The organism is Mesorhizobium sp. B2-4-6 (assembly GCF_006442775.1).
GTDB lineage: Bacteria > Pseudomonadota > Alphaproteobacteria > Rhizobiales > Rhizobiaceae > Mesorhizobium.
The window spans coordinates 487196-507125 of sequence record NZ_VFVI01000001.1; the positions used below are offsets into that span (position 1 = coordinate 487196).

Annotated in this window: 22 protein-coding genes; 10 read left to right on the top strand and 12 right to left on the bottom strand. The window is 64.5% G+C overall.

Translation table 11 applies throughout. From position 1 onward, the window contains the following. Positions 1-29: 29 nt before the first annotated feature. On the bottom strand, positions 30-824 hold the full coding sequence (locus FJ957_RS02425; protein ID WP_140828080.1) for an SH3 domain-containing protein: 795 nt from the start codon (positions 822-824) through the stop codon (positions 30-32). Positions 825-934: 110 nt separating this feature from the next. Next, positions 935-1291, bottom strand: coding sequence for a helix-turn-helix transcriptional regulator (locus FJ957_RS02430; protein ID WP_140640725.1), 357 nt, complete (start codon positions 1289-1291; stop codon positions 935-937). A 193-nt stretch (positions 1292-1484) separates the two neighbouring features. Here FJ957_RS02430 and FJ957_RS02435 point away from each other — a divergent pair, with 193 nt between their 5' ends. Further along, complete coding sequence (locus tag FJ957_RS02435; protein ID WP_140828082.1) at positions 1485-2663, top strand: MFS transporter; 1179 nt, start codon at positions 1485-1487, stop codon at positions 2661-2663. 194 nt (positions 2664-2857) lie between these two features. On the opposite strand, the gene FJ957_RS02440 is transcribed toward FJ957_RS02435, so the two are convergent. After that, positions 2858-3457 carry a LysE family translocator gene (locus tag FJ957_RS02440; protein ID WP_140782296.1) on the bottom strand — a complete coding sequence of 200 codons (600 nt, stop codon included), beginning with the start codon at positions 3455-3457 and terminating at the stop codon, positions 2858-2860. 100 nt (positions 3458-3557) lie between these two features. On the opposite strand from FJ957_RS02440, the gene FJ957_RS02445 reads away from it, so the two are divergent. Further along, positions 3558-4424: a LysR substrate-binding domain-containing protein gene (locus FJ957_RS02445; RefSeq protein ID WP_140829486.1), complete on the top strand. Its 867-nt coding sequence runs from the start codon at positions 3558-3560 to the stop codon at positions 4422-4424. A gap of 116 nt (positions 4425-4540) precedes the next feature. On the opposite strand, the gene FJ957_RS02450 is transcribed toward FJ957_RS02445, so the two are convergent. The 4 genes from FJ957_RS02450 to FJ957_RS02465 form a co-directional block, all read right to left on the bottom strand. Continuing rightward, positions 4541-5191: a glutathione S-transferase family protein gene (locus FJ957_RS02450; RefSeq protein WP_140828084.1), complete on the bottom strand. Its 651-nt coding sequence runs from the start codon at positions 5189-5191 to the stop codon at positions 4541-4543. A 91-nt stretch (positions 5192-5282) separates the two neighbouring features. Then, the gene (locus tag FJ957_RS02455; RefSeq protein WP_140828086.1) at positions 5283-5933 is read right to left on the bottom strand and encodes a dihydrofolate reductase family protein; all 651 of its coding nucleotides are present in this window, start codon (positions 5931-5933) and stop codon (positions 5283-5285) included. Between the two features lie 154 nt (positions 5934-6087). Beyond that, a complete protein-coding gene (locus FJ957_RS02460; protein WP_140828088.1) occupies positions 6088-6930 on the bottom strand; it encodes a methyltransferase domain-containing protein in 843 nt (280 codons plus the stop codon). Between the two features lie 36 nt (positions 6931-6966). Continuing rightward, on the bottom strand, positions 6967-8325 hold the full coding sequence (locus FJ957_RS02465) for an Nramp family divalent metal transporter (RefSeq protein WP_140828093.1): 1359 nt from the start codon (positions 8323-8325) through the stop codon (positions 6967-6969). 225 nt (positions 8326-8550) lie between these two features. Here FJ957_RS02465 and mntR point away from each other — a divergent pair, with 225 nt between their 5' ends. The 4 genes from mntR to FJ957_RS02485 all read left to right on the top strand — a co-directional run bounded on the left by mntR (position 8551) and on the right by FJ957_RS02485 (position 11817). Continuing rightward, the gene (gene mntR / locus FJ957_RS02470; RefSeq protein ID WP_140828095.1) at positions 8551-9009 is read left to right on the top strand and encodes a manganese-binding transcriptional regulator MntR; all 459 of its coding nucleotides are present in this window, start codon (positions 8551-8553) and stop codon (positions 9007-9009) included. A 96-nt stretch (positions 9010-9105) separates the two neighbouring features. Then, the gene (locus FJ957_RS02475; RefSeq protein ID WP_140828097.1) at positions 9106-9294 is read left to right on the top strand and encodes a hypothetical protein; all 189 of its coding nucleotides are present in this window, start codon (positions 9106-9108) and stop codon (positions 9292-9294) included. Between the two features lie 177 nt (positions 9295-9471). Continuing rightward, on the top strand, positions 9472-10389 hold the full coding sequence (locus tag FJ957_RS02480) for a neutral zinc metallopeptidase (protein WP_140828099.1): 918 nt from the start codon (positions 9472-9474) through the stop codon (positions 10387-10389). A gap of 159 nt (positions 10390-10548) precedes the next feature. Next, positions 10549-11817, top strand: a complete 1269-nt coding sequence (locus FJ957_RS02485; protein WP_140828101.1) for a TCR/Tet family MFS transporter — start codon at positions 10549-10551, stop codon at positions 11815-11817. 57 nt (positions 11818-11874) lie between these two features. Here the strand turns inward: FJ957_RS02485 and carA are convergent, their stop codons facing one another. Beyond that, positions 11875-13080, bottom strand: a complete 1206-nt coding sequence (gene carA, locus FJ957_RS02490; protein ID WP_140828102.1) for a glutamine-hydrolyzing carbamoyl-phosphate synthase small subunit — start codon at positions 13078-13080, stop codon at positions 11875-11877. Between the two features lie 260 nt (positions 13081-13340). Here carA and FJ957_RS02495 point away from each other — a divergent pair, with 260 nt between their 5' ends. Beyond that, complete coding sequence (locus tag FJ957_RS02495) at positions 13341-13790, top strand: GatB/YqeY domain-containing protein (RefSeq protein ID WP_140828104.1); 450 nt, start codon at positions 13341-13343, stop codon at positions 13788-13790. An 11-nt stretch (positions 13791-13801) separates the two neighbouring features. On the opposite strand, the gene FJ957_RS02500 is transcribed toward FJ957_RS02495, so the two are convergent. Continuing rightward, positions 13802-14800, bottom strand: a complete 999-nt coding sequence (locus FJ957_RS02500) for a hypothetical protein (protein WP_140828106.1) — start codon at positions 14798-14800, stop codon at positions 13802-13804. 285 nt (positions 14801-15085) lie between these two features. Between FJ957_RS02500 and FJ957_RS02505 the strand changes: the two genes are divergently transcribed. Continuing rightward, positions 15086-15796 carry a DNA helicase gene (locus FJ957_RS02505; protein WP_140828108.1) on the top strand — a complete coding sequence of 237 codons (711 nt, stop codon included), beginning with the start codon at positions 15086-15088 and terminating at the stop codon, positions 15794-15796. A gap of 48 nt (positions 15797-15844) precedes the next feature. Beyond that, complete coding sequence (locus FJ957_RS02510) at positions 15845-16402, top strand: GNAT family N-acetyltransferase (RefSeq protein WP_140828110.1); 558 nt, start codon at positions 15845-15847, stop codon at positions 16400-16402. Between the two features lie 3 nt (positions 16403-16405). Here FJ957_RS02510 and FJ957_RS02515 read toward each other — a convergent pair whose 3' ends face one another. Next, positions 16406-16792 (bottom strand): DUF983 domain-containing protein, encoded by a 387-nt coding sequence (locus tag FJ957_RS02515; RefSeq protein ID WP_140828112.1) that lies wholly within the window; start codon positions 16790-16792, stop codon positions 16406-16408. A 113-nt stretch (positions 16793-16905) separates the two neighbouring features. Here FJ957_RS02515 and FJ957_RS02520 point away from each other — a divergent pair, with 113 nt between their 5' ends. Next, the gene (locus tag FJ957_RS02520) at positions 16906-18282 is read left to right on the top strand and encodes a PLP-dependent aminotransferase family protein (protein WP_181180473.1); all 1377 of its coding nucleotides are present in this window, start codon (positions 16906-16908) and stop codon (positions 18280-18282) included. A gap of 16 nt (positions 18283-18298) precedes the next feature. Here FJ957_RS02520 and FJ957_RS02525 read toward each other — a convergent pair whose 3' ends face one another. After that, entirely contained in the window at positions 18299-19480 is a 1182-nt protein-coding gene (locus tag FJ957_RS02525) for an MFS transporter (protein WP_140828124.1), read from the bottom strand. 126 nt (positions 19481-19606) lie between these two features. Next, on the bottom strand, positions 19607-19816 hold the full coding sequence (locus FJ957_RS02530; RefSeq protein WP_140640682.1) for a DUF2061 domain-containing protein: 210 nt from the start codon (positions 19814-19816) through the stop codon (positions 19607-19609). Positions 19817-19930 lie beyond the last annotated feature (114 nt).

Here is a 19930-nt window from a genome sequence, read left to right on the forward strand (position 1 = left end):
CCTACTGCCTATTCCCTACTGCCTAACCCCTAATTCCCCAACGCCAGCTCGTCCGTGATCTCGAAGCGTTCGGAAACGCCGACGCGGATCATGTTGAGGCTGCCTTCGCGCGTGAAACGGAATTCGTCCGGCGAGTCCGAGCCGCTCGGCTTGCCGTTATGAAAGGTGATGACACGGCTGTCGCCATCCGGCCAGGTCACCGTCACGGTGCTGTCGGCGCCTGGGTGCGCGACGCTGATCTCGCAACGGGTCATTGGCTGGCCGACATGGCGAGCGCAGGGGATGCTGGCGTCCGGGGCAGGGGTGTCGGACTCGGCACTTGCCGAGGCCGCGAAGGCGAGACCATACGCGTCCTGCATGGCGGTCCTGCCGATCTCGGCTGCGGACGGCGGCTCGGCCGGCTCGCCGCCACCCAGGCGTGCCGCTATATCAGGCTGCCGCTCCTCGGAAGGTTGAGGCGCAACGGCCGCGACCGCTGACGCGGCGGCGTCTTCGGGCACCGGCGCAGGGTTGTTGGGGCTGAGATAGCGGGCGGGCGCCCATCCGACGATATGCGCGCCCTGCGTATCCTCAACCTTGCACCAGGGATAGCCATCAACGACGTTGCAGCCGAAATTCCTGACAGCCGTGCCGTTGGGCAGCCGCGCCGCCACCTTTCCACCCGGCGAGGCGGTGGTGCGGATATTGAGGAGATCGTCCGGTGCGAGGCCGCCGATAATCGAAATGATCGGTCCCGGCGCATCCTGAGCCATGGCCGGCAACGCGGCCAGCAGCAAAGGAGCGGCGATCAGCAGTGTCGATCGGAGCGTGACTTTGCGCTTCATCTTTTAGCTGCAAGTTCCAAGGCGCGACCAGATATAGGCGGCGAGGCTGCCGAATGTCATCCTGAATTTAGCGGCGATTGTGAGGCCCGAGCCACGCGCAAATGTGTCGCTCAGGCCGAAACCTCGACTTCAGCGGTGCCGACTGCCGGCAAAGCAGGATCGCCCTCAGCCGCGGCAATCACGCTGTCGAGAAGGCCGGGGAAACGCCTGTCGAGATCGTCACGGCGCAATGTGATCAGCCGGCTGGTGCCGACCGCTTCGCTGCGGGTGACGCCGGCCTCGCGCAGCTTGGCGAGGTGGTAGCTGAGATTGGTCTTGGAGGCGAGGTCGAGGAACTTGCTGCAGTTCAGCGGCACGCCTTCCTTGCTCGCCAGATAGCGCACGATGGCAAGCCGGGTCGGGTCGCCGAGCACGGCAAGTACGATCGGCAGGCTGATCTGGTCGGCGGTTGGATGGGGCAGGGTCATGGCTCAGAATTAAGCATAAACGGCACGAACTTCAACGCGGCTTCCTTTCTGCCGATGGACATAGCCTCTCCATTTGGCCCCGGTCCTGACACAGGGCTGTCAGCAGGGTTCAGCTATTTTGTCCCGGCTCGGTTGACATCATGCGCTGCTATGTCCAATTGTTCAATAACTTTTGAACTAAGGAAAGCCCCCCATGGACAAGCGGATCTTCTGGCTTGCGCTCGGATCGTTTGCGATCTCGACCGAAGGCTTCGTCATATCGAGCCTTCTTCCCGACATCGCCACTGACGCCGGCATATCCGTGCCGCTCGCCGGCTCGCTGATCACCGCCTTCGCGCTCGCCTATGCGATCGGCGCGCCGGTGCTGGCGACGCTGACCGGCGAATGGGACCGGCGCCGCGTCATCCTGTGGACGCTGGTGTTCTTCGTCGTCGGCAACATCGTTGCCGCGCTCAGTTCGTCCTTCGAGCTGCTTTTGATCGCGCGCATCATCATGGCGCTGTCGTCCGGGCTGTTCGCGGCGACCGCGCAAGGGACCGCCGTGGCGCTGGTCGACGACCATCACCGGGCGCGCGCCATCGCCGTCGTCGTCGGCGGCACCACCGTGGCGGTGGCGGTCGGCGCGCCGCTCGGCGCGCTGGTCGCGGCGATCGCCGGCTGGCGCGGCACCTTCTTCGCCATCGCCGGGCTCGGCGCGCTGTCCGGCGCTATCCTGTGGTGGCGGCTGCCGCGCGGCATCGTCGGCACCAGGCTGCCGCTGAAGCGCAGGCTTGCGGCGGCCGTGCGCCCCGGCGTGATGCCGATCCTCCTGACGACGGCGCTTGCGCTTGTCGGCGCCTTTACCGTCTTCAGCTTCATCGCGCCCTTGGCGATCCAAGGCGGAGGGCTCTCCCCGATCGCGCTGCCGGGCATGCTGCTCGCCTTCGGCGTCGGCGCCGTCATCGGCAACATCGCCGGCGGGCAGGCGGCCGACCGCTTTGGCGCCACCCGCACCGTCGCCTGGTCGCTGGCGCTCTCTGCCGCGATGCTCGCCACCTTCTCGCTGATCCCGACCTTCCTGCCGCATCATCTCGCCGGACCGGCGCTGATGGCCATGATGGTGCCGTGGGGCATCGTCGGCTGGGCTTTCCCCCCGGCGCAGGCGAGCCGCATCATCAAGCTAGCGCCCGACGCCGCGCCCATTGTTTTGTCGCTCAACGCCTCGGCGCTTTACTTCGGCGTCGCGCTGGGCGCCATGGTCGGCGCCGCCGTGCTGCGCTTCGGCGTCCCGGCCGACCTCGGCCTGATCGCCGCCATGTTCCCGATTGTTGGCCTGGGCATCGTGCTCGCCGGCCGGATGTTGGCCCGGCCGGTGGCGATGCCGGCCGAATAGGAGGTGCCGATATTCAGGGGAGCCCGGCCTGACCTGGATCTAGGCACGTCTTCAAAAGCCAAAAAATTGACCGGCGGCCGCTTCTTCGGGGCGAAGGACCGGCCGTGGGCAGTTCCAGATCGAGGTCAGCCACAGCATCCAGCGCAGCCTGTTCTCCGGCAAGCCGGCGGCACGCTACGTCGTCTGATCTCCTTTTAAGCTGGCCGCCACATCTGCAAGATCGAGGCGGCCAGCAGCAGGCCGAGCACGATGTTGAGCGCGCGCCACTGGCGTTCGGTCGTCAGCAGTCGGGCAAGCAGGGTTCCCGCCACGCACCACAGCGACAGCGAAAAGGCCGCTGCCAAGCCGAACACGGCGCCGAGCAGGAGCGCCAGTTGCAAGGGACCATCGGCCAGCGCCGCGAAGGATGCGGCCGCGCCCAGTCCCATCGCCCAACCTTTCGGGTTCATCCACTGGATGCCGGCGCCGCCGAAGAAGCTGTTCGGCCTGGCCATGCTGATGTCGAGGTTGGGGGGACCGCTGCGGCCGATCTTGATGGCCAGCCAGATCAGATAGAGCGAGCCGGCGATCTTCATGGCAAGCTGCAAAGACGGCACCGCGGCGAGCAGACCGGCCAGCCCGGCAGCGCCCGCAGCCGCCACGGTAGCCAAACCGGCGGCGCTGCCGGCCATCAAAGGCACGGAACGGCGGAAGCCGAATTGCGCGCCGGACGCCGTCGACAATGTCGTGGCGATGCCTGGCGTCGAGGTCGAGATCAGCGCGAACAGGACCAGCGGGATGATGGTGTCGGACATGCGGGCTTTCCAGTCGAAGGAGCCGGCATGCTTAGGCGCTTCGTTGCATCAGTAAATGCAATGTTTGATATGGTTTGCATTAGGAAGTATAATGTCAGCCATGATCCGCGACCTCGACACGACCCTCATCCGTACCTTCGTCGCGACGGCCGACAAGGCCAGCATGACGGCGGCGGCCAATGCGCTTCACCTGACGCAAGGCGCCGTCAGCCAGCAGGTCAAGCGGCTTGAAGAGGTGCTCGGTCAGAGCTTGTTCGAGCGTGATCGCCGCGGCCTCAAGCTGACGCGATCCGGCGAGCGGCTGCTCGACAGGGCCAGGCGCCTGCTGCAGCTCAACGACGAGATCCTTGCCGAGATCAGGGGCAGGGCGGTTGCCGGGCAGGTGCGGATCGGCGTGCCTTATGATCTCGTCGGCACGCTGCTCGCGCCCGCGCTGAAGGCCTATGCCGAAGCCTATCCGCAGGTGGAGATTTCGCTGGTCTGCGCGTCCTCGCCGGAACTCGCGGCGGCCCTGGCGGCGGGCACGATCGACCTTGCCGTCATCGAGGAGCGCGTCGGTCCCACCACCGGCGAATGCCTGCTCGTCGACCGGCTGGTATGGGTCGGCGCCAAAGGCGGGGCGGCACGCCTGAAACGGCCGCTGCCGGTTTCCATCGTCGCCGACACCTGCGCCTTCCGGCCGGCGGTGCTGGCAGCGCTTGCCGAGCACGGGCTCGACTGGCGCACCGTGTTCGAGAACGGCAACATCGATGCGACGACCGCCACTGTGCGGTCGGACCTCGCGGTGACCTCCTGGCTTGCCTCGACGGTTCCGGCCGATCTCGACATCCTGTCCGATGCCGGGCTTCCGGCGCTGCCGAATTTCTCCGTCAACCTGTATGTGCCCAAACATGCCACCCAACCGGCCGCCCAGGCTTTTGCCAGCCATATCCGCGAGGGCCTTTCACGCTATCGCCAGGCAGCGTGAACGGCCAGAGCGTTTCACCGTTTCACGGAAACAGCGAACCGCTCTATCTCTTTGTTTCTACGCAATTCCGGACGGAAAACCGCTCACACTTTCCTGGAATTGCTCTAGGCGCCCGGTCAGCCGTTCGACGCAGCCATGGCGACCGCCAATTGCGCATCGAAAGCGCGCTTGAAGGCGGGCCGAGCCTCGCCGCGGGCGACATAGGCGGCAACGTTCGGGAATTCGTTCAGCAAACCCGATCTCTGCAGCCGGCGCAGCACGCCCACCATGACGAGGTCGCCGGCGCTGAACGCGCCGTCGAGCCACTCGCTATCGCCGAGATGGCGGGAGAGCTCGGCCAGCCGCTTGCGGATCCGGTCGTCGACCAAAGGCAGACGCTGGTCGTGCCACGCCGCGTCGCGCTCCAGGATCACGGCTGTCGTGCGATCGAGGATCGGTTGCTCCACGGTGCTGAAGGCTGCGAACATCCAGGCGATCGTGCGCGCCCGCGCGTTTGCATCCTCGGGCATCAGGCCGGGGTGACGAACCGCGATGTGAAGGACGATCGCGCCTGACTCGAACAGAGCGAGATCGCCTTCTTCATAGGTCGGGATCTTGCCGAACGGGTTGATCGCAAGATGCTCGGGTCGCTTCATCGCGTCGAACGAAACAAGACGAACGTCATAAGGCTGGCCGACTTCCTCGAGCGCCCAGCGCACGTGCATGTCGCGCGCCAGTCCCCTGCCGCCATCGGGCGAGCGTTCAAAGGCGGTAATGGTGGGGATCATCGGCGGCTCCTGACCGTTCAGTCGTCGTTGCGAAGAGAGGCTTCATAAAGCGAATACGCGGCGGGCCCGGCCGCCGCGCGACAGCCTTGTGCTACTTCCAGTTCCTGCGCCGTTCGAGTTCGGCTTTGGAAGGCTCCTGTTGAGCAAACGAGCCCGTGCGGATTTCGCCCGCGCGCTCATAGGTCGCTATGATGACGCCGGTGGTGGAGGTCTGCGATTTGACGAGCTTGAACGCCGCCGGCATCGCGCTGTCGCCGAACAGCCGCTTGCCCTTGCCCAGCACCAGGGGGAAGATCATCAGCCGGATCTCGTCGATCAGCCCGTTGGCGAGCAAGGTCTGGATCAGATTGCCCGATCCCTGGATGAGCAGGTCAGGTCCGTCTTCCTGCTTGAGTTCCTTAAGCCTGGCAACGATATCGGGCCCGAGCGACTGGGTGTTCTGCCAGGTCAGCGAATCCGGCCGGTGTGTGGCCACATATTTGACCGCGGGATTGAAAACATCCGCGATCGGATCGTTCTGATACGGCCAATGCGCGGCGAAGATGTCGTAGGTTCTGCGGCCGAGCAGCAAGGCGAAGGGTTTGGAGAACAGCTCCTCCATTGCCGCGCCCCCCACTTCGTCGAAGTAATGGAAGGTCCAGCCGCCGAACTTGAAGCCGCCGACCGGATCCTCTTCCGGCCCGCCGGGCGCCTGCATGACGCCGTCGAGGCTAACGAATGTGGCGGCGATGATCTTGCGCATCTGTCTTCTCCGTCTCACGATCCGCGCCGTCAGGGCCGGATTTCTGCCTAGAGTGGTTTGATGCAATTCCTGACGGAAAACCGCTTCGCACTTTTCCTGGAATTGCTCCTAGGACGAACGGCAAGGCGCGTTTTCGACAAGGGTTCTAAAATTTCTATCGCGTGCTCTCGGCGCGGTCCGTGCGAGAAGAGAACCAGACGTCGCCGAACACGGCGGTTGCCGTCCGGTCCGGCGCCTTGTCCTCCCTCAGCCAGATCGAGCGGGTGCGCGCGGCGCGCTCGCGGGTCGGTATTTTCGCGGCCGGCCCGGCAATGGAGGCGCCGACGCAAGGGATAAACCAGGAGCCCATGAACGGTCGGCAGGCGAAGCCGTTTTCCAGGCGTGTTATGAGGACCGCGAGGCCGACGGTTTCGGACGGGCGCCACGGAAAGATCATGCGGCCGCCGGGCTTCAACGCTTTCAGCCATGCGGCCGGCGGAGCGACGACGCCGGCATTGACATAGATGACGTCGGACGGCGGCAATGGATTGGCGACGGCGTCGGCCTGGACAATTTCGACGTTGTCGTAAGCCGCAAGGTTCGCTTTGGCGCGCGCGGCGAGACCAGCCTCCAGCTCGAAGGCGGTGACGCGGCCGCCCGGCTCGACCAACCTCGCCAGCAGCGCAGTATAGTAACCGGTGCCGGCGCCGATATGGGTGACGTGCTCGCCCGGCTTCGGCTCGACCTTGCCGAGCCACATGGCGTGCAGAAGCGGCTCGCCGTTGTTGATGCCTTTGTCGGCATCGAGCACGACAAGCACGTTCTGGTAGATATAGGTCGGATCGGCGCTCGGCGTCTCGAACCGGCCTTCGCCAGCAAAAACAGTCCATGGTCCCGGGCCCAGGAAGGCCTCGCGCGGCACCGAGGCGAATACCTCCTCGATGCGCGGATCGGACGACCGGGCCTGCGCGGCCATCAGCCTGGCGTAGAATCTGCGGGCTTCGTCCGGTTCGGCCATAGCGCGAAGATAGCGCGGCCGGCGCGAATGTCTCGGTCAGCCGGCGATGGTGTCGTAGAGCAGCTTGAAGTTAAGAACGAGGATGACGGCGGCAACGACCCATGCCAGCGCCGCGACGGCGCGCGGTATGGCGAAACTGCCCATCTTCTTCTTGTCCGACACGAACTGCACCAGCGGGATGACGGCGAAGGGCAGTTGCATCGACAGCACCACCTGACTGAAGACCAGCAATTGAGCTGTGCCCTTTTCGCCGTAGAGCGCGGTGACGACCACGACCGGGACGATGGCGATGCCGCGCGTCAGGAGGCGCCGAGCCCATTGCGGGATGCGCAGCCGCAGAAAACCTTCCATCACGATCTGGCCGGCAAGCGTCGCGGTGACGGTCGAATTGAGGCCAGAAGCCAGCAGCGCGATGGCAAACAGGATCGAGGCGATGCTCAGGCCCAGCAGTGGCGACAGCAGCTCGAAGGCCTGGCCGATCTCGGCGACGTCCTGATGCCCGGTGTCGTGGAAGGCGACCGCGGCGACGATCAGGATCGAGGCGTTGACGAACAGCGCCAGGATCAGCGCGATGGTCGAATCCGTCGTCGCCCATTTGATGGCGTCGCGCTTGCCTGCATCGGTTCGCTCATAGGCGCGGGTCTGCACGATCGAGGAATGCAGGTAGAGATTGTGCGGCATGACCGTCGCGCCGATGATGCCGATGGCGATATAGAGCATCGTCGGATTGGTGACGATCTCGGGTGACGGCACGAACATCGAATGCAGGATCGTGCCGGCCGGCGGCGCGGCGACGAAGATCTGGATGGCAAAGCAGCCGAAGATGATGATCAGGAGCGCGATGACGAAGGCTTCGAGATAGCGGAAGCCCTTGTTCATCAAAAGAAGCACCAGGAAGGCGTCGAGCGCGGTCAGCATGGCGCCGCCGATCAGCGGAATGCCGAACAGAAGCTGCAGCGCGATCGCCGTGCCGATCACCTCGGCGAGGTCGCAGGCGATGATCGCCAGCTCGCAGGCGATCCAGAGCACGAAATTGACGGGGCGCGGATAGTAGGCGCGGCAGGCCTGGGCGAGGTCGCGCCCGGTGGCGATGCCAAGGCGGGCGGACAGCGCCTGCAACAGGATCGCCATCAGGTTCGACAGCATGATGATGAAGAGCAGCGTGTAGCCGAACTGGGCGCCGCCGGCGAGGTCGGTCGCCCAGTTGCCCGGATCCATATAGCCGACGGAGATCATGTAGCCCGGTCCCATGAAGGCGAACAGGCGGCGGAACCAGGCTCCAGTCTGTGGCACCGCGATCGAGGCGTTCACCTCGCGCAGGCTTGGCTGCTCTTCGTCGGACTTGTCGAATCGCCATGCGGGTCGGGCTACGGTTGCTGCATCGGCGTCGGACATGGGGATTTCCGCTGGAATGTGTCGAAGGTGCCTCTTATCTATGCCATGGCTCAACATTATGCAATAGGCTATATTTCATTGATCATGCTTTCGTGATGTGCCAGAGCAGGCCTGGACGCGGGCGACCGCAAACGCTGGTTGCGCCCGCGCGGGAATGCAAATAAACGGCCGGACCATCAGGGGTTCGTGTTATGAATACGACCCCGATTCAAGGAGGAGCGCGTATTGGCGCTTAGGAACAAACCAGTTCGACGCGAGGAGCCGCTTCCCGATGCCGAAATCCATTCGGAGGGTTTCCGGCAGATGCGCGAAGCGCGCCGCGGCGCGCTGGTCGAGGACTATGTCGAGCTGATCGCCGACCTGATCGAGGACGGCAACGAAGCGCGGCAGGTGGATATCGCGGCAAGGCTCGGCGTCGCGCAGCCGACGGTGGCAAAAATGCTGACCAGGCTGTGCGCCGACGGATTGGTCTCGCGAAAGCCCTATCGCGGCGTGTTCTTGACCGAAGCCGGCCGCAAGGTCGCCGAGGAAAGCCGTATCCGCCACCAGACGGTGGAGGCCTTCCTGCGCTCTCTCGGCGTCAGCGCCGAGACGGCGCGCATCGACGCCGAGGGCATCGAGCACCATGTCAGCGCCGAGACGCTGGAAGCTTTCCGCCGGGCGATGACGCACCGCCAAGCATAGACCTGCGGTGCGTCCGGGCGTGTTGAAGCGGAACCGACGCATCTCCGCCGCATTACTTTCCCACATCGCGCGATTGTCGCGCTTAGGGAGGAAGCAATGGGCGTCGAACAGGCACCGACCGCTAAAGGGAAGCAGGCAGCCAGGGGATTGCGGCAGGCGGCCACCAAGGACGAGCGCAAGACCGAGGCCGAGACCGGCCATCCGCTGAAGAAGGGCGCGGCGCGTTTCGAGGAACGTTCGAAAAGTTCGGACGGCAAGAGCGCCGGCGCCAAGCAGAAAAGCTGAGGCTTTTAGCCGGTTTATGGTCGGTGGGCTTTGCTTGCCCGATTGAGATTTTCCGGCGCGTCCGGCATTTGGCGGGAGCGAAAAATTCTGTGACTTAGGCCAGCCGTTGCGATAATTGTCTGCAGGGGGTGGTCGTGGGCCAGTCCCTCCAGGACATTCGCGTTGCGAGGAATTGCCATGCTTTGGAGAGGCCGTCGTCAGAGCGACAACATCGAGGATGACCGTAGCGACAGCGGCGGCGGATTGGGCGGCGGCGGTCAGTTCCGACTTCCCATCGGCGGCCGTACCGGTGGCGGCGGCAGCATTCTCCTGGTCATCCTGGTCGTGCTCGCGGGATGGTATTTCGGTTTTGATCCATCGCAGATCCTGGGTGGCGGCGACGGCGGGTTGCTCCCGGGTGGCGGCGGCCAGATCACCGACAACAGCGACTCGCAGGACAATGGCGGCGCGCCCGCCAATGACGAGATGAAGCAGTTCGTCGCGACGGTGCTGGCGGAAACCGAAGACACCTGGACCGGCATTTTCAAGTCCCAGGGCCTGACCTATGAGGATCCCAAGCTGGTGCTGTTCAGCGGCCAGGTCCGTTCGGCCTGCGGTTTCGCCTCGGCGGCGGCCGGGCCGTTCTATTGCCCTGGCGATCACAAGGTCTATCTCGACATGACCTTCTTCCAGCAGCTCGACCAGCAGTTCGGCGCTGCCGGCGAGTTCGCGCGTGCCTATGTGGTGGCGCATGAGATCGGTCACCATGTGCAGAACCTCACCGGCATCATGAGCAAGTTCAACCAGATGCGCCAAGGCATGAGCGAGGCCGACGCCAACCAGCTCTCGGTGCGCATCGAGCTTCAGGCCGACTGCTTCGCCGGCGTATGGGCCCATTACACCGCACAAAAAGGTATATTGGAGCAGGGCGACATCGAAAGCGCGCTGAATGCCGCCAAGCAGATCGGCGACGACACGCTGCAGAAGAAGATGCAGGGCTATGTCGTGCCGGAAAGCTTCAATCATGGCACCTCGCAGCAGCGGCAGACATGGCTGGCGCGCGGCTACAAGAGCGGCAAGCTGTCCGACTGCAACACGATGAGCGGTCCGATCTGAGGCGGCGCTGCCGCTTCTTTCGGGTGACGACCAACGACCGAAGGCGGCTGGCAAGGGATGTCAGCATAAGACGTTTGCCTTCGTTCGCGGATTGTTCCCGCCGCTAACCTCGCCTATAAGGTCCCCCCTTGCCCCAAGGCGGATGAGGAGCTTGTCACCATGATCGACCCGAAGACCGCCAAGCGGGGCCTTGCGCTCGTTTTCACGACGCTGCTGCTCGACATCATCGGCTTCGGCATCATCATGCCGGTGCTGCCGGCCTATCTGGAGGAACTGAGCGGCGTCAGCGTCAGCGAGGCCGCGATCGAGGGCGGCTGGCTGTTCTTCGTCTATGCGGCGATGCAGTTCGTCTTCGCGCCGATCATCGGCGGCTTGAGCGACCGCTTCGGACGACGGCCGATCCTGCTTGCGTCGGTGCTGACCTTTTCCATCGACAACCTGATCTGCGCCATCGCCTGGTCCTTTCCTATGCTGTTCATCGGCCGCGTGCTCGCGGGCATTTCCGGCGCCAGCTATTCGACGACATCGGCCTTCATCGCCGATATCTCGAACGACGAGAACCGGGCGAAGAATTTCGGCCTGCTCGGCATCGCCTTCGGCGTCGGCTTCGTCATCGGCCCGGTGCTGGGCGGGCTGCTCGGCACGTTCGGGCCGCGCGTGCCGTTCTATTTCGCCGCAGCACTCGCCTTCGTGAATTTCCTGATCGCGATGTTCCTGCTGCCGGAGACGCTGGATGAAAAGCATCGTCGCCGTTTCGAGTGGAAGCGTGCCAATCCGGTCGGCACGCTCATGCAGATGCGCAATTATCCAGGCATCGGCTGGATCGGGCTGGTGTTCTTCCTGATGACGCTCGGGCATATGATGTATCCGGCGGTCTGGTCGTTCGTCTCCACTTATCGCTATGGCTGGAGCCAGCAGCAGATCGGCTTTTCGCTCGGCGCCTTCGGCCTTTGCGGCGCAATCATCATGGCGACGGTGCTGCCGCGGATCATTCCCAGGCTCGGCGAGTGGAGGACGGCGGCTATCGGGCTGACCTTCACCGCGCTCAGCGCCTTCGGCTATGCGTTTTCGACGCAAGGCTGGATGATCTATGCGGTGATCGTGGCCGGCTGCCTGGAAGCGCTGGCCGATCCGCCGCTCAGAAGCCTCGCCGCCGCCAAGGTGCCGCCCTCGGCGCAGGGCGAATTGCAGGGCGCGATGACCTCGATCTTCTCGATCACCTCGATCATCACGCCGCTGCTCTACACGGCGATCTTTTCCTGGTTCACGAGCCCGACGGCGCCGGTCGTGTTCGGCGGCGCGCCCTATGTGCTGGGCGCGATCTTCCTGACGTCGGCGGTCGTCGTCTTCGTGACGAAAGTGGCCAAGCCGACGCCGAAGGAAGTCGAGCGCATGCACACACAGGAAGCGGTGACCGATCCAGCCTGAGGCGTGTCGGTATTCAGGTGAGGCCGGTCTGCAAATGGCGACTTCCTGCGCAGGTCGTTACGCGCGTTCGGCCAGCGCTTCCTCGCCGCGCCGCTCGCGGATGAGGTTTACGAAGCGGCGGAAGAGGTAATGTGAATCCTGCGGGCCGGGCGAGGCCTCGGGATGATGCTGAACCGAGAACACAGGCCGGCCGGTCAGCGCGATACCGCAGTTCGAGCCGTCGAAGAGCGAGACATGGGTTTCCTCGACGCCATCGGGCAGCGAGTCCGCGTCGACGGCGAAACCGTGGTTCATCGAGACGATCTCGACCTTGCCGGTGGTGTGGTCCTTGACCGGATGGTTGGCGCCGTGGTGGCCCTGGTGCATCTTCTCGGTCCTGCCGCCCAGCGCCAGCGCCAGCATCTGATGGCCGAGGCAGATGCCGAATACCGGTATGTCGGTCTTCAAGAGGCTCTGGATCACCGGCACGGCATATTCGCCGGTCGCTTCCGGATCGCCGGGGCCATTCGACAGGAAGATGCCGTCCGGCCGCATGGCCAGGATCTCCTCGGCACCGGTCTTGGCCGGCACGACGGTGACCTTGGCGCCGAGACCTGCAAGCAGGCGCAGGATGTTGCGCTTGACGCCGTAGTCGACGGCCACGACGTGCATGGAAGGCTCGCCCCGCTCACCATAGCCTTCATTCCAGATCCAGGGCGTCTCGCGCCAGACCGAAGACTGGCCCGACGTGACCTCCTTGGCGAGATCGAGGCCGATCAGGCCCGACCAGGCCGCGGCCTGCCGCTTCAGGTCCTCGATGTCGAAGACGCCGTCGGGCGCATGCGCGATGACGGCATTGGGCATGCCCTTCTCGCGGATCAGCACGGTCAGCGCGCGGGTGTCGATGCCGGACAGCGCGACGATGCCGCGCCGCTTCAGCCACTGGTCGAGATCGCCGGCGGCGCGATAGTTCGAGGGGTCGGTGACGTTGGCCTTGAAGATGGCGCCGACAGCGCCCGCGCGGGCGGCTGGATGCAAATCCTCGATATCCTCGTCATTGGTGCCGACGTTGCCGATATGCGGGAAGGTGAAGGTCACGATCTGGCCGGCGTAAGACGGATCGGTGAGGATTTCTTCATAGCCGGTCAGCGCGGTGTTGAAGCACACTTCCGCAACGGCCGATCCCGTGGCGCCAAGGCCGCGGCCTTCGATCACCGTGCCGTCGGCGAGGACCAGAAGGGCGGTCGGCTTTTCGGTTGCCCAGGGGGCGGTGGTGGTGGCCATGGCGGCACTCCTGTCAGGCGCGGCAATCGGTCGGCGGGACCATTTGCGCGGCAAGGCGCGAAGCTGGATTTCCCGGCTCTCACGCGTCAACTCATTGTCTCATGCAGGACCGAGTACATAGGCGAACGTGCCGGAGCGGTCAATGCGGCGCCCCCGGACCACGGCCGATTTGCTTTCGTCCAGCAATATCAGCATCTTGCCGCGATTTGCGTTGGCCGTTCGGCAAAGCTATTGTCCGCCGCATTCGAAGGAGAAGCACGATGCGCGAGAAAATCGCCGAATCCATGAAGAGCGCGATGAAGGCGCAGGACAAGCACCGCTTGCCGACGCTGCGGCTGATCCAGGCCGCTATCCACGATCGCGACATCGCCAATCGCGGCGCCGGCAAGCCGCCGGCGAGCGAGGAAGAGATCCTGCAAATCCTCGCCAAGATGGTGAAGCAGCGCGAGGAATCGGCCAAGGCCTTCGAAGACGGCAAGCGGCCGGAACTGGCGACGCAGGAGCGCGGCGAGATGGAAATCATCCGCGCGTTCCTGCCGACGCAGCTCGATGACGCGGCAATCCAGGCTGCGGCGCGCGAAGCGATCGCGGCGACGGGTGCCGCCAGCCAAAAGGACATGGGCAAGGTGATCGGCGCGCTGAAGCAGAAGTATGCCGGCCAGATGGACTTCGCCAAGGCCAGCGCCATCATCAAGGGGCTGCTGCAGTAGGTGCGGCTTCGCTAATCCTTGCACATCGGTATCGGCTGCGGCGGCGGTGCCGGATGATCCTTCTTGTACTGCGCGATGATCGGCTCCAGCGTCTTCCTGGGCCAGAATTTCGGCGAGCCGATCTCGCTCAGGCAGGAGGCGTTCCAATAGAGGCCCGCGCCTGACAGCGATTGGCCTGCGGCCTTTGCCCGGGCGACGGCGGCGATGTCGCGCGATTCCGGATAGATGTAGAGCGTCGTCGGTTTGTTCTTCACCAGCGGGATGATCTGCTCGGCGTCAGCGGGCGACCAACTGGTGCAGCCATTGCTGCGGCCCCCGGCATAGTTCACCAGCTTGCCGAACGGAACAAGGCCGTCATGGTCGGCGTATGAGCTGTTCGGGTCTTTGCGCATGCACATGCCCCTGAGCAAGGCAGCCGGATGGCCGCCGATCACGCGCTGCCTGGCGTTCGCCGCTTCGCCTTCGCCGTCGAACTGGATGAAGCTGCGCATGAACACCGCGTTCTGCGCGCCGACACGGTAATACCCCTTGAAGGACGTCTTGGTCTCGGCGGTCATATAGGCGCCGCCGGCCGTCAGCGCCGAGTCCATCGCGTTGCCGAAGTTCTTCGCGCAACGCCTGCCGTTGGAGAAATCGGCAACGCCTTTCAGGTTGCGGCCGCCGCCATGGCCCGAGGAAACCGCGCGGAAGAGCTGCTTGCTTTCACAGATGATGTAGTAGCGCTGGCCCAGCACGCTATTGCCCAAATCCCCGGGACGCGTGGCATCCATGGCGAAGTAGCAGGGGTTGCCAACCGAACCATCGCTGACCTTCTTCTGGTAGAGCGCGCGCGCCCGCTCCAGAACGACCTGCGAAATCTGGCCCTCGCCGTCGCCGACATGGCGCTGCAGCCAGTCGGGAACGGTCGACGGCCGCAACGCCGCGAACGAGCTGACGGACGCCGTCAAGGCGGCGAGGATCGCGACAACACAAAAGATGGCCGCGCCCAGCGGAACAGATCTCAACCCCACCGTTTTGCCCCTCCTGTCGAAGCGTTGTCTCGTACCCGTGAATCACCCAGGTCGATCATAGAAGATCTCGCATCCATCGGCGAAACACTTCTAGTTTAGCGACGCCTTTTGGAAGTCGGATTTCCGGACCGCTTCGATTGAGCTATGATCTGATTCCGGCGCGCCCACGCCTCCTCCCTCCATCGGGAAGCATCGTTCATGCAGGGCAATTCACATCCAACCAACTGTTCGAGCGCCAGGCATAAGGAGGGGTTGTCGAGACTGCTCGCGGCAGGAGGTTTTTCGATGCGGCTTTCCGCACCCGTCTATCATCTGAAGCGCCAGGCGAGGCTCCTGTCCCGCCGGGAAAATGTTCCGCTCCATCAGGCGCTCGACCGCGTTGCCGTCAAGGAAGGCTTTGCCAACTGGAGCCTGCTTGCGGCCAAAGCCGCCGAGGCTGCGCCAGCCAGCGCCCTATTGGCGCGGCTGATCCCCGGCGACATGGTTCTCGTGGCGGCGCGGCCAGGCCTGGGCAAGACGCTGATGAGCCTCGAGCTCGCCGTGGCGGCCATGAAGCAAGGCAGTCGCGCCGTGTTCTTCACCCTGGAGTACATGCATCCCGACATCCTCGACCGTTTCCGCGACATCGGGATCGACCCGGCCGATTTCAATCATCTGTTCGATTTCGACAATTCCGACGCCATAAGCGCCAGTTACATCGTCGAGAGGTTGCGGTCGGCGCCGCGCGGCACGCTGGCGGTCATCGACTATCTGCAACTGCTCGACCAGAAGCGGGAGAATCCCGAGCTCATGGTCCAGATCCGCGCCTTGAGGTCGTTTGCCCGGGAACGGGGACTGGTGCTGGTCTTCATCTCGCAGGTCGACAGGTCCTATGATTCCTCTGGGAGACCGTTCCCGGATATCGGCGATATCCGGCTGCCGAACCCGCTCGACATGTCGCTGTTCGACAAGGCCTGTTTCCTGAACAAGGGCGAAATCCGGTTTCAGGCGACTTGAGGACGATCCGTGGCGCGGCTATGCCGGGTCTTGACAGGGAAGCGAACCATGATCGAGATCGTCAAACCCGCGCTCGAACATTTGCCTTCCTACAAGGCGGCGCTGGAGCGCGGGTGGTCGCCCGACAATGTGCGGTTGCTCGAAGCGACGCGCGAGCAGCTCGAGGCGATCGAGAAAGACCCCGTCGCCTTTCTCGCCGGCCTTGACGACCCCGAAGCGAAGGGGCCGCCCATCACCTTGCCTGACGGCACAACCGTGCCGCGCCTGCCGGGCTTCCGGCGCTGGATCTGGGATGGCGAGGCCGCCGGTTCGATCGGTTTTCGCTGGCAGAAGGGCACGTCGGCGCTGCCCTCGCATGTGCTTGGCCATATCGGCTATGCGGTTGTGCCGTGGAAGCGGAGCCGAGGCTATGCCACCGAAGCGTTGCGGCTGATGCTCGACGAGGCGAGGGCGGTCGGGCTCGACCATGTCGAGATCACCGCGAAGCCGGGCAATCCGGCTTCGCACAAGGTCATCACAGCCAATGGCGGCAAGCTCGTCGGCCGCTTCTTCGAGGACGCCGCCTATGGCGGCGCGGAGAGCCTCAAGTTCCGCATCGACCTTTGAAGGTTACTCGCCGGGCCTGGCCAGCCTTCCTTCTTCCGCCTTGTGGTAGAACTGGCTTGCGACGAGCCAGCCTTTGAGCGGCCTGAGCGGCGGGATGCAGGTCGCAAGAACGATCGGGATCGAAACGAAGGCGTGGAACCACATGGAGGGCTCGAAAGCCACCTGCGCCCAGACGGCGAACAGCACCGAAGGCACACAGGCAAAGCAGATGACGAAGAAGGCCGGGCCGTCGGCTGGATCGGCAAAGGAATAGTCGAGCCCGCAGACGTCGCATTTCGGAGCCAGTTTCAAGAATCCCTCGAACAGGTGGCCCTCGCCGCAACGCGGGCAACGACCCCGGATTCCTACCTGCCAAGGTACCAGACGTGGATAATGCGCAAGATCTTCCATGATCGCTCCAATAGACCTCGCGTGAGGGCCTGTGCGGGCCTTGAGGTCTCGGATGCATACATATATCATACTTGTATGCATACAATGCGACAAAATGTATGGATTGGCGATACGTGACGGGCGAACGCGACATCAGCTGGCTCCCGGTTCTGGAGGCAGGGCCGCGACCGGTCTATCTGAAGATCGTCGACGCCCTTGCGGGTGCCCGCTCGAACGGCCGGTTGCAGCCCGGCGACAGATTGCCGCCGCAGCGGGAACTCGCACGACTGCTGCGGGTCGATCTCACAACGGTCACGCGGGCGTTTTCCGAAGCCAGGCGCAGGAACCTTATCGACGCAAACGCGGGACGGGGCACCTTCGTCACGCCGGGCGAGCCGGAAGAGCCTGTCCTCGATCTCAGCATGAACATGCCGCCGGCGCCGGCCGGCCTCAACCTGCCGGCCTTGATCAGGACGGGCATCGAGGGGCTGCTCAAGCGCTCCAGCGCGGAAGCGCTGCTTGCCTACCATCCCGGTCCGGGCTCGCCCGTGGAGCGCGCCGTCGGCTCGTCATGGCTTGCCGAAACGGGGAACAGGCTGCCGGCCGACAGGGTCGTTGTCGGCTCGGGCGCGCAGGCGCTGCTCACGGCCATCGTGCTGTCTCAGACTCGCGAGGGCGACACGATCCTCGCCGATGCGCTGACCTACCCCGGGCTGATCGCGCTGGCCGAGGCCGCGCGCCGCAAGCTCGCCGCTGTCGCAAACGATGGTGACGGCATGCGACCGGACGATCTCGAAGAGGCGACGCGCCGGCATGGCGCGCGCATTCTCTACCTCAATCCGACGCTTCAAAATCCGACCGCATCCGTCATGCCCGAAGGCCGGCGGCGCGAACTCGCCCGCATGGCCGAAAAACTCGAGCTGACCATCATCGAGGACGATCCCTACAGAAGGTTGCTCGCCGCACCGCCACCGGCCTTTCTGAACCTGGCGCCGGAGCGGACCTTCCATGTCGCGACATTGGCGAAATGCATCTCACCTTTCCTGCGCACGGCCTTCCTGGCGGTGCCCGATCAGCAAGCCGCGGAGCGGGTCGCGGCAGCGATACGCGGCACGACGATGATGGCGCCGCCGCTGATGACGGGCCTCGCCTGCGAGTGGCTGCGCAGCGGTCTTGCCGGGGAAATCACCGCCGCCGTGCGCACCGAAGCGCAGGCCAGGCAAGAGATCGCGCGCGACATCCTGCCCAAGGGTTTTGTGGCATCGGAGTCCGGCTTGCATCTATGGTATCCGCTGGAGAGCCAACTGCGCTCGGAAGAGCTCGCCGGCACCGCTCGCCGCCGAGGGCTAGCCATCAGCCCCGCGGACGAGTTCGCCGTCGGGCAGGAGTTTCCCAACGGCTTTCGCCTGGCGCTGGGCGCCACCCCCAATCGGGAACGGTTGACGGAAGGCCTTCAAGGCCTGGCTTCCATTCTTTCGGGAACTGCGGGCCCTTCGCGGCCAAAAGTCTAAGGCAAGCGAAAGCCTGCTATTCGGCCGCCGCCGGCAGCGGCGGGGTCGCGCGGCTGCGCCACTCCCAGGCCTGCGAGGCGACAGCCACCACTACCGCCACCAACATGGCCAGGGCCCCTGCCAGCGGCAGGCTGCGATAGCCGTAGCCGGCATTGAGCATCGCCGCGCCCAGCGAGGCGGCCAGCGCGATGCCGACATTGAAGCCGGACGGGATCAGCGAGGAGGCGAGGTTGGAGGCATCGGCCGTCCAGGCGAGGATGCGCGTCTGGATCGGCGCGCCGATGGCGAAGTTGAGACCGCCCCAGATGACGATGGCCGCGATCATCGGCACCGGATAGGGGCTGACAAGGTGGATGGCGCCCAGCGCCACCGCCTGCAGGGCAAGCATGACGATGAGCGACGGCATCAGCTTCCAGTCGGCGAGCTTGCCGCCGACCAGAACGCCGATCGTGGCGCCGACGCCGTTGAGCAAAAGCACAAAGGGGATCAGGCTTTCGTCGAGGCCTGTCACTTCGAGCAGCATCGGCGTGATGTAGGTGAACAGCGCAAACTGGCCGATCATCAGCATCAGCATCAGGATCAGCGAGGTCCAGACCTGCTGGCGGCCGAGCACACGAACTTCGCGCGCCAGGCCGACTGGCCGATTGGCGGCGCCCGCCGTTCGCGGCAGCAGCGCCAGCATGGCGACGATCGCGATGATGCCCAGCACACCCATCACCCAAAAGGTCGCGCGCCAACCCCACAGGCTGCCGATCGCCGTTCCCGCCGGCACGCCGATGACATTGGAGACCGTCAGCCCGGAGAGGATGACTGCGACCGCCCGGCCGCGCTGGTCCTCGCGCACCAGGCTGACGGCGACCACCATGGCGACGCCGAAATAGCAGCCATGCGCCACGGCGGTCGCGATACGCAGCAGAAGCATCGAGGTGAAATCGGGCGCCAGCGCGCAGGCCGCCTGACCAAGGGTGAAAGCGATCGTCAGCCCGATCAGCAGCGTCTTGCGCGAGACCTTGCCGGTGGCCAAAGCCAGCAGCGGGCCGCCGATGGCAATGCCGCAGGCATAGCCGGAGACGAGATAGCCTGCGGTCGGCACCGAAACGCCGAGGCCCTGCGCCACCTCGGGCAGCACGCCGGCGATGACGAATTCGGTGGTGCCGAAGGCGAAGGCGGCAAGGAAAAGGGCAATCAGCGGCAGCATGGTTCAAAACACAGGCGAGGAATGCACGCCTCAAACCACGCTCGGGCGGGCGCGGCAATGCAAAAATTGACGATGGCGCTTTAGCTTTTCTTGACTGGACCGATCAGAACCGGCCTGTCGCCGCGACTACGCCGCCGTTTTGCGTCCATACGGGATCTTCAGCCAGGCCCGTTCGTGCAGATAGTAGAGCAGCGACTTGGTGACGACTTCGGTGAGACCGATCGTGGCTGCGAGCTTGATGCTGCCGGTGACCACCAGCGATATGATCATCGTGTCGATCGTGCCGGTGACTCGCCATGAAAGCGCCTTGGCGAAACTGCGCGAATGCGTGTCCATCGACCAATCGTCCTCCCAACAGGTCCTCGGACGATCCTTAGCCGACGGAAGCGAGAGTGGGCAAAGACTAATTTTTTCGACGGGTCCCGTTTGCGGTTGACCCGTTTCACAAAA